The sequence below is a fragment of the Clostridium tagluense genome, assembly GCF_003865095.1.
Taxonomy (GTDB): Bacteria; Bacillota; Clostridia; order Clostridiales; family Clostridiaceae; genus Clostridium_AD; species Clostridium_AD tagluense.
This window is the reverse complement of record NZ_BHYK01000066.1, coordinates 1-8,015: the sequence shown is the minus strand read 5'-3', so window position 1 is coordinate 8,015 and position 8,015 is coordinate 1. Positions and strand designations below refer to the sequence as shown.

The 8,015-nt window shown below is 33.8% G+C and carries 13 protein-coding genes; all 13 read right to left on the bottom strand.

The window, feature by feature from the left end:
• A partial coding sequence (locus Ctaglu_RS24025) for an HK97 gp10 family phage protein (protein ID WP_125006509.1) occupies positions 1-292 on the bottom strand: 292 nt, incomplete at its 3' end.
• On the bottom strand, positions 289-615 hold the full coding sequence (locus Ctaglu_RS24020; RefSeq protein WP_125006507.1) for a hypothetical protein: 327 nt from the start codon (positions 613-615) through the stop codon (positions 289-291). The genes Ctaglu_RS24020 and Ctaglu_RS24025, both read right to left, overlap by 4 nt.
• The gene (locus Ctaglu_RS24015) at positions 612-911 is read right to left on the bottom strand and encodes a hypothetical protein (protein ID WP_125006505.1); all 300 of its coding nucleotides are present in this window, start codon (positions 909-911) and stop codon (positions 612-614) included. Before Ctaglu_RS24015 ends, Ctaglu_RS24020 begins: the two co-directional genes overlap by 4 nt.
• A gap of 12 nt (positions 912-923) precedes the next feature.
• Positions 924-2,120 carry a phage major capsid protein gene (locus tag Ctaglu_RS24010; RefSeq protein ID WP_233439942.1) on the bottom strand — a complete coding sequence of 399 codons (1,197 nt, stop codon included), beginning with the start codon at positions 2,118-2,120 and terminating at the stop codon, positions 924-926.
• A 23-nt stretch (positions 2,121-2,143) separates the two neighbouring features.
• A complete protein-coding gene (locus tag Ctaglu_RS25645; protein WP_185732952.1) occupies positions 2,144-2,317 on the bottom strand; it encodes a hypothetical protein in 174 nt (57 codons plus the stop codon).
• Between the two features lies 1 nt (position 2,318).
• Positions 2,319-3,062 (bottom strand): head maturation protease, ClpP-related, encoded by a 744-nt coding sequence (locus Ctaglu_RS24005; protein WP_125006503.1) that lies wholly within the window; start codon positions 3,060-3,062, stop codon positions 2,319-2,321.
• The gene (locus Ctaglu_RS24000; RefSeq protein ID WP_125006501.1) at positions 3,062-4,228 is read right to left on the bottom strand and encodes a phage portal protein; all 1,167 of its coding nucleotides are present in this window, start codon (positions 4,226-4,228) and stop codon (positions 3,062-3,064) included. Before Ctaglu_RS24000 ends, Ctaglu_RS24005 begins: the two co-directional genes overlap by 1 nt.
• A gap of 32 nt (positions 4,229-4,260) precedes the next feature.
• Entirely contained in the window at positions 4,261-5,919 is a 1,659-nt protein-coding gene (locus tag Ctaglu_RS23995; RefSeq protein ID WP_233439940.1) for a terminase TerL endonuclease subunit, read from the bottom strand.
• A complete protein-coding gene (locus Ctaglu_RS23990) occupies positions 5,906-6,217 on the bottom strand; it encodes a P27 family phage terminase small subunit (protein WP_125006499.1) in 312 nt (103 codons plus the stop codon). Before Ctaglu_RS23990 ends, Ctaglu_RS23995 begins: the two co-directional genes overlap by 14 nt.
• Positions 6,218-6,384: 167 nt before the next feature.
• Positions 6,385-6,516 (bottom strand): hypothetical protein, encoded by a 132-nt coding sequence (locus Ctaglu_RS26350; RefSeq protein WP_267901318.1) that lies wholly within the window; start codon positions 6,514-6,516, stop codon positions 6,385-6,387.
• 4 nt (positions 6,517-6,520) lie between these two features.
• Positions 6,521-6,700, bottom strand: coding sequence for an HNH endonuclease (locus tag Ctaglu_RS26105; RefSeq protein ID WP_233439944.1), 180 nt, complete (start codon positions 6,698-6,700; stop codon positions 6,521-6,523).
• A gap of 135 nt (positions 6,701-6,835) precedes the next feature.
• Positions 6,836-7,252, bottom strand: coding sequence for a hypothetical protein (locus Ctaglu_RS23980; RefSeq protein ID WP_125006495.1), 417 nt, complete (start codon positions 7,250-7,252; stop codon positions 6,836-6,838).
• A 16-nt stretch (positions 7,253-7,268) separates the two neighbouring features.
• A complete protein-coding gene (locus tag Ctaglu_RS23975; protein WP_125006493.1) occupies positions 7,269-7,748 on the bottom strand; it encodes a Xaa-His dipeptidase in 480 nt (159 codons plus the stop codon).
• Positions 7,749-8,015: the final 267 nt, after the last annotated feature.

Genomic DNA, 8,015 nt, shown 5'->3' with positions numbered 1-8,015 from the left:
CATTTCTAGTAGCGTGTCCTTTTTCTAATAAGTGTGTAAGCCTATACTCTCCACCACTTACATGCCAAGTCTTGCCTTTGTTGTATTTGCCATCGTAAACATTTTTAATTTTAAAAGCTTTAACATATTTTTTAGAATGTTGAGTAAAGGTAACATGGCTTTTTATTTCTTCATTAACTTCCTTCGCAACTACGTCAACCGCCTTCTTAATGCCCTCTGTGACGCCCTCACTATAGTTTTCAAGCTCCCTCATTATTTCATCAGCTAAATTATCAATACTTATACCGCTCATATACACGCCTTATCTAGCGTTAAATCCATACTTAAAGGGTTAGTATCGTGAATCGGTTGTACCATTTTAACCCCATAGATTACACTATCAATTTCAACATAATCAAAATTATCTATACCAGGTAATTGAGGTATCCTAATAACTCTATTTACATTTATTTGTCTAGCGGATGCTTCAAAATATCTTTTAAAACCTAGAACTCTATTTGCAAAACCTAAGTTAGTATATTTATTCGGTACCCTTTCGTTATCTTCATCTGTGGTAAAAATATTACATATACCATCACTGAAACTTATGAATTCGGTATCTGTTTTTATTTTCATATGTCCACCACATCAGATTCCGCATCCACTTGGCTTTTAATGTGTAAACTCATAAGTTCACTAGCAAAGTTTTTTTCAAACATTTCAAGGGCTTGGCTATTAATATATCTGCACCTGTCCTTTAATAAGTCCCTTGCTAATCCTTCAACTGTAAAATCAACAGTAGACACCCCAGCGATTTCTCGCAAGCGTGCCATACTACTATTAATTGCATCAGTCAGGTTTTTGTCTGTATTTTCATCAATCCACGTTATATGCAAATAGTTTCTTACAACTTCCAATAAACCTTCTTGCATTTAGATCACCTCTTATACTGCTGCTTTAGTATTTACAGTACCTACTACTGCTACTTCAAGAATAGCTTCCGACATTTTGCTTATATCTGCGAGTATAAATGCATTATCATCGTCCGCTTTACCGTTACCATACAGTTTACTTAGATATACTCTTTGGTCTTCTAAAAATTTAAATTCATCGGAATACTCTATCTTACCACCGTTTGTGCCTGCTCCAATTCCCATAAAGTATTTATCAGCTAGTCCAAATATTGCAGTATCTTTTGCTACTGCTGTGCTTTGTATTACAGTAGTTGGATATGGGAATGAATTATATACATATGAACCATCTAGCGCTCTTACTGTTATTGCTGGGAATATTTTAGTGAAATAATCAGCAGGATTGACTACCATTAAAATATTATTTACTGGTCTAGTTTTATCATTTGGTGCTATTGCAAGTTTGCCTGCTATTGCTCCAAAAGTTTTAGGCTTAAGGTCAGATACTACCATTTTAGTTTTTAATGGATATTTACCGCCAGTTACAGTTACTCCTTCCGATACATTTTTGTCCATGCCTATTGGCATATCTTTGCCATCGCCAGTAATTATTGCAGTTTCTGTAGCAAGTGCGATTGCTTCGGATAATACACTTCTTACATAAGCGTCAACCCATACTGGCCCAACTGCCAACATGTCTTTTGAAATAGGCATAAATGCGGATAACTTACAAAGTGTTAAATCTAGTGTTCCAATTGACCCTTCAAGTTCTTTAGTTATTTCAGAATTAATAGGACCCCATACTGCAAGTTGAGCTCCTTGTTTATTGACTATCATTTTGCTTAGAATAGTTGTATTTGTAAAATTGATTGCAGCAAGAAGAGGATGCGCTGCTTTAATATCTGCAATTACATTATCAATCACTGTTTCAGGATATGCAGATGGCAAAGTTGTAAATGCCTGTCTAGGGTCTGCGGATTGCATAGCTCCTATCACGCTTTGATAAAATTTTGTTTCTTCTGCGGTTAATTGATGCACTCCACGTTTAGTTAAAATGTTACTGTCTGCTGTTTGCTGATATGTTTTAAATTCTTCCATTATATTTTCTTGGATAGCCTCCGCAAATGGTGTAAATGCTTGTGCAAATGCTCCTTCATCAGTACTCTTGCCTGCTGCCACCAAATTGTCTTTTAATTCTTGCATGATTAAATCTTTACTTTTAATTCCCATATTATTTTCCTCCTCGAATTTTATTATTCAGTTACTATATTTTCTATCTTAAAAGTGTTTTGAATCGGTGTTAAATATTCAACCACAATGTGCAATTCATCTTTTTTATCTAAAGATAAACCTTTTATAATTCCTTCTATTACTAGCCCGTTGCAGTCCTTTACCTTTATTGTTTGAGTTAATTGATATTCATTCATATTATTTTGCCTCCAAGTTTTTATTTTTGAATAGATGCATTAATTTTTCTGCATTTGTTTTTTGGACTATTAAGTTTTCAGGTACTTTTAAAACTGGTTCATGTTGTTCTATTTCAAATTTCATAGCTGCGTTAAACCTCTGTTTAGCTTCTGTAACAGTTTTATCTTCTTTGCCTGTTATTTCATCACACAAACCATATTGTAAGCATTGCTCCGCGCTAAGCCACGTTTGTCCATCAAGGAGAACCTTTAAAGTTTCTGCTGTTAATTTGTCCCCAGCTTTTGCAAGGTAACTGGAACAACTAGCATTATCAATAACTTCAACGTCATTGGCGGCCTTTCTAAGTTCTTCCGCATTGCCATAAACGCTCATAGCTGCATGGTGAACCATTACAAGAGTATTAACACCCATTACTACCTTATCACCTGCCATAGCTATGACAGATGCTATACTACATGCAAACCCATCAATAAATACTGTCTTTTGAGCCGTATGCCTTTTGAGTTGGTTGTATATTGCAAGACCTTCTTTAACACTTCCGCCATAACTATTGATGTAAATATTAATTTGCTTAACGTCTTTAGCACCTTCGAGTTGAGCTTTCATATACTTTGCAGATGTTTCACTTATAGTTACTTCGTCTGTCCACCAGTTTGTGCTATCACCTTCAACATCATCATAAATATATAAATCTAATGAATTAGTTTCAGCCATTTGTTTAATTAAAAAATTAGTTTTTGCCATTATATTTCACCTCCCTTCACAGGCCCTTCTAAGTTTTCTATGTCTTGATAATTCTTGGTCATCCAATGTTTCTTACTAAAATCCATATTCAATGCCACATCACCAGCCTTTACCCTTAATTCATCTATGCTATAGCCACCACTAGCCACTAGCTTGTCGAAACTTTCGCTTATATTAAAAAGACTTATATGCTGTATTGTAGTTGTATCAACTTTCATATAGTTGCCAGCTAAGAAAGCGGCTTTTCCATAACTCTTCCTATTATTTTCTTCGCCTATCATATCGACTAGCGGATCAACACAAAATGTTAAATAGTTCCCAGTAGTTGCTCCTATGTCTGCAATGTCACCTCTAAGTAAAGCGGGTGGTATTTTAAAAGCTTGTGCAACTCTTTCAAAGATTTCTTTTGTTATTATTGCAATATCTGCAATTTCACTAGTACTTTTTTTACTACCTTCTCCATTTTTTTCATCGTATTTAAATCCTTTATCTAAGGGTAATACTGCGTTCTCAGCTTCAAAATATCTTTTAAATCTTTGATTCATTAAAGTATCTAATTTTTCTTGAAACTTTTTATCATTACTAGCAGTCGAATCAATGTCAAGTATGCCCTTACGACCGCCACTACGTTTATATTTATTTATAGACATATTAAGCAGCTTGTTATATCCAGCCACCAGTGCAGATAACAAAGCCCTTATATCTGTATTGCCTAATTTATAGTAATAAACATCACTCATGTTGTAGACTTTTTGAAATGTCAAAGTCCCTTTTGTAATATTACTAAATATATTTTCCTTAATTGCAAATTCTTCTTGAAAAAAGCTATCTGCAATTATTAGTTGGTCACCTATGGGTAATACCAAAACCTCATTGTTAAACAGAAGTTTAGTAATTAGTTCTTGCAAAAATTGACTAGAATTTTGATTTAAATTAGGCTGTATATTCCACTGATAATAAGTTTCGCCCTTAACCTCAACACCCTTTGCATAAGTTTTAAATTCACACTTTGAAATGCTACTAGCTATTAAATTAATTGCAGTATGTATTGCAAATATTTCTATTGCTAGTTGCTGTTCGGTAGAAATTGCAGTTGCTGTCATATTTACAGTGGTTTGGCCAACACCTAAAAAGCTTTTCATCCAATTTATAAAACTATTACTCATATATTTTTAATCACCCCCTTTCAATGGATCCTTTAATATGAATAACAATCTAAATTCAACTCGACCACATCGCCACTATCTTCTAAGTCGGTACCACCTGCTGCCATTGCTGCAATAAATGCTTTAAAACCATCCGTTTTTCTGCTCTTAGGTTCTATTTTTCCGTATGAAATATTGTCATGTGGTTCTGGTTTCTTGCTTGTATTGTTTGTGTACCACCTCATTAACGGCGAATCTCCCCAAACAATATTATGATTAACAAATAAAGAATTTACAGTAGGGGCTATAAACATTTCATCAGACGGTCTAGTAATCTTAATATTATTAGCCCCGCCCTTTTCTACATCAAACCCAACTTCTTTTAGTGCCCTTTTAAGTGTTCCATATCTAAATTTATCCATGCCTAAAGTGGTTATATTATATTTCTGTGCCATTTCCGCTAGCCACTCTGCAGGGATACTTGGGGTTACTTCTACGTCATCAACAAATGTTAGCAACCCTAACTTTTCCCATTCTCTTAGTGGTGCTTTAATTCTTTTTAAATCCTTACACTGGCTACATACCCACGTGTGAGATAACCAATAATACTTGCTTTTAAATAAAAATAATAAGCCTGCACATATAAAATCTGTTGTCATTGCAAAATCTAAGCCAGCTGTACATGTGAGCCCTTCAAGGTTTGGAATTTCTTGATTAGTTGCAAGCACATTATCCCAACTTGTAACTTCAACATCTATGTCGCCCTTATGAATATTCATACGTTTAATTATAAAACTTGAATTACTAACGGGATCCTCTTTATAATCTATATATTCCCTTTGCATTGTTGCAAATAGTTCAGGAAAATAATGTAGCGAAGGATTAGCCTTGTCCCACATTTTAGGGTTATCGACTTCTTTTTCATCGTCTAGCTTACAAATGAAAGGCAACATGCCATTGTCGCCTACCGCACCTTTTAAAATGTTTTGTGCCCTACCTATAAGCTTATCAAGTGGACCGTCTCGGACCTCACCATTTGTGGTAGTAATAGTTGTTCTTGGATTTTTCTTTTTACCAAGACCTGTTTTAAATACATTTATAGTTTTATAATTTTCATATTGATGATATTCGTCGAAGTCAACTTTGCCAGGTCTTCCACCATCTTTAGTCTTTGCGTTACTGGTTCGGAATTTTAATTCAGATCCCGTTCTTAAATTCGTAATTAATTCTTTAGTCCAACTAAAATGCGATTTAAGTCTCTGCTCATTTGCTTCAAGCACATTCCACACATCGTCAAAACTCGTCTTAGCTTGCTCCTCACTATTGGCGCATATATCAATGTTATAATTTTTAACTGGGTTGTAATCCGATATTAAGCAAAAATCTTCAAAGGATAAATAACCATTTTTACCAGCTCCACGACCAACTAATATAAATAAGTCGGGCCATCTTAAAATACCTAATTTGGAGTATGTGCAATTATGGAGAGCAAAACAAAATACCTCCCATTCGTAAAGCTTAAACGGAAAGTATTTCTGCATACCTAAATATTTATGAAGTTGTGTTTCATCTACAAATAGATTTTCTTCTCTAAAACATTTCTCTACATATGTCATTAATGATAGTTGCTCTTTACATACCTCAATTGTTTTACTTCTTACTATATCAATATAATTTTGAATTTCTGGAATTAGTTTTTTACATTTCATCATCAGCATCATCAGGTATTACATTTTCAATTGTTAATCCTAACTGTTTCAGAATTGCTAGTTTCTGTTTATTAAAAATTACTGCATTTTTTAAAGACTCATTTTCCTTATCTATTAAATATCCACTTGCTGACTTTGCCCTATAATGTCTACCACGAGCTTTAATATCTTCTTGCATTTCTTTTTCTTGATTAAAATACCAAACATAATCATCAATTAAACCTAAAAAATAATTTGTATTTGCTTTTTTATTTTTCAGTTGATTAATTAATGACTCTTTAATCTCAATTATGCTTTTCATTTTTTTTAAATTTCTCCTTCCGCTCAGATTTTTCTCACACGCGCGATATTTCTCTTTTGTCGCATACCCTTACCGTTTCCCGGTATCTCTGACCGCTTTCCAATTTTTTCGACCGGGGGTAGCCGCATTGTTTTTAATATATAAATTCTAATTGATAATCTAATTTATTATAATGTATCTCTTAATTCTTTCAATGCAGCATCTAATACAATTACTTGTTTGATAGTCTGTGATTGTATTATTTCAATTAATTTTTTAACGGTCTCTTCTAACTGAGTTATTCTTTCTTTATCAGTCATGTTCTTACCACCTCTCTTCATTCAATTGTTTCTTGTACTTAATAGTATGATGTATCTGATAGTGACACTCACCACACACACATAAAATATTACTCTTAGTCAATGCTAACTCTGGATGCTTACGTACTGTCAACACATGATGCCCTACTGTAGCTGCCTCAAACAACCCATTAGCCTTACACATCTGACATTCATTGTGTTGTTCTTCTAAACATGTAGCCCTTAGTTCTCGCCACACTGGATGCTTATAGAACTTAACTAACTGATTGCTTTGTATTAACTTACTTAACCATTGTACTAACTCCTTGGTGTCCACTACTTAATAGTTATTGTCAACAAAGCATCTAACACCATCAATATATATTGAGCCATTGTTACTATGTTGTATCTTATCGCACCCTAACTTTCTAACTATCCTGCCACAATCAGTATCTATCCTCTGTAGTAACTCATGGTCTTTAACCCATCTGCCATCAGCCATTGTTCTCTTCCATTCATCAGCATCATACATTTGTTTACTGCCTTTATCTATTAGCTTTTGCTTCTCCAATATCCTATCGTATGTAGCTTCTAAGTTTCTTAGTTGTTGCTTCATCTTCTTATAGCCTACCATCTCTATACCTACTGTTACAGTGTTCTTAATCTTATTAACTTCCTTATCTATGCCAGCAATATTTCCTACAAGCCTACCATCCATATACAATTTACCCTTGCCTATATTAGTACTCTCACTCATTAATAATCACTCCTTCTTATATATCCCCAGTCTTAGCATTAACTTCTTTTTCTTTAAGTTTAGTAAGCTTCTTATCATTGTCCACCTTGTTAGGATCATCTCTCCATCTAGCCTTTTCTTTATTGTTTAACCAATACTTCTCTGCTGCTAAATCAGGACCCTTATACTTTTCTATACTGCTTATTTGCACGCTTTCTTTAGCTAATATAGTCACACCATCATCTGCTAATTCCTCATTCTTAACCTTAGTAACTATTTCTTCTTTGTAGTAATAACCAATTGCATTCTTATATAGCGCTTGCTCTACTGCCTGGTTTTTTTTAACTTTACCCTGGCTTACTATTGCCTTAAGCTCTACATTTTCTGCTTTATACTTCCTATATGTTGAGTATCCAACGTCTACTGCAGCCGCAATTTCTTTGTCTGTAGCACCTTGTTCAACCATAGTTTCTATAATGGATAAGCCCTCTATTATCTTGTCCTCATTCGACTTCATTTCGACCTCCTAAACATTAAGCACTCACTTCATGACCCCTGCTCAGTGTTTGTTTTTTATATGTTCTTGTATTTAATAAATTTTATACCTTGTAACCATTGAAGCTACTACATTAGCCTTGCTTTTATTTTTTATTTGTAAATCGGTAATAACGTGGTTGATTACTCATACTATTTTTATGCCTCTTATATTAGTAATTATTTTTTATAAATTATATAAAAAGCACCATTTTATTTATTACCTAAAATGCTTTAAATAAAAATCAAA

Bases quoted from the DNA above. Each gene is read 5' to 3' on its own strand.
- Ctaglu_RS24000 (WP_125006501.1), bottom strand. From the start codon at position 4,228: ATGAGTAATAGTTTTATAAATTGGATGAAAAGCTTTTTAGGTGTTGGC.
- Ctaglu_RS26350 (WP_267901318.1), bottom strand. From the start codon at position 6,516: ATGACTGATAAAGAAAGAATAACTCAGTTAGAAGAGACCGTTAAAAAA.
- Ctaglu_RS24020 (WP_125006507.1), bottom strand. From the start codon at position 615: ATGAAAATAAAAACAGATACCGAATTCATAAGTTTCAGTGATGGTATA.
- Ctaglu_RS26105 (WP_233439944.1), bottom strand. From the start codon at position 6,700: ATGTGTAAGGCTAATGGGTTGTTTGAGGCAGCTACAGTAGGGCATCAT.
- Ctaglu_RS23995 (WP_233439940.1), bottom strand. From the start codon at position 5,919: ATGATGAAATGTAAAAAACTAATTCCAGAAATTCAAAATTATATTGAT.
- Ctaglu_RS25645 (WP_185732952.1), bottom strand. From the start codon at position 2,317: ATGAATGAATATCAATTAACTCAAACAATAAAGGTAAAGGACTGCAAC.
- Ctaglu_RS23990 (WP_125006499.1), bottom strand. From the start codon at position 6,217: ATGAAAAGCATAATTGAGATTAAAGAGTCATTAATTAATCAACTGAAA.
- Ctaglu_RS23975 (WP_125006493.1), bottom strand. From the start codon at position 7,748: ATGAAGTCGAATGAGGACAAGATAATAGAGGGCTTATCCATTATAGAA.
- Ctaglu_RS24010 (WP_233439942.1), bottom strand. From the start codon at position 2,120: ATGGGAATTAAAAGTAAAGATTTAATCATGCAAGAATTAAAAGACAAT.
- Ctaglu_RS24005 (WP_125006503.1), bottom strand. From the start codon at position 3,062: ATGGCAAAAACTAATTTTTTAATTAAACAAATGGCTGAAACTAATTCA.
- Ctaglu_RS23980 (WP_125006495.1), bottom strand. From the start codon at position 7,252: ATGAGTGAGAGTACTAATATAGGCAAGGGTAAATTGTATATGGATGGT.
- Ctaglu_RS24015 (WP_125006505.1), bottom strand. From the start codon at position 911: ATGCAAGAAGGTTTATTGGAAGTTGTAAGAAACTATTTGCATATAACG.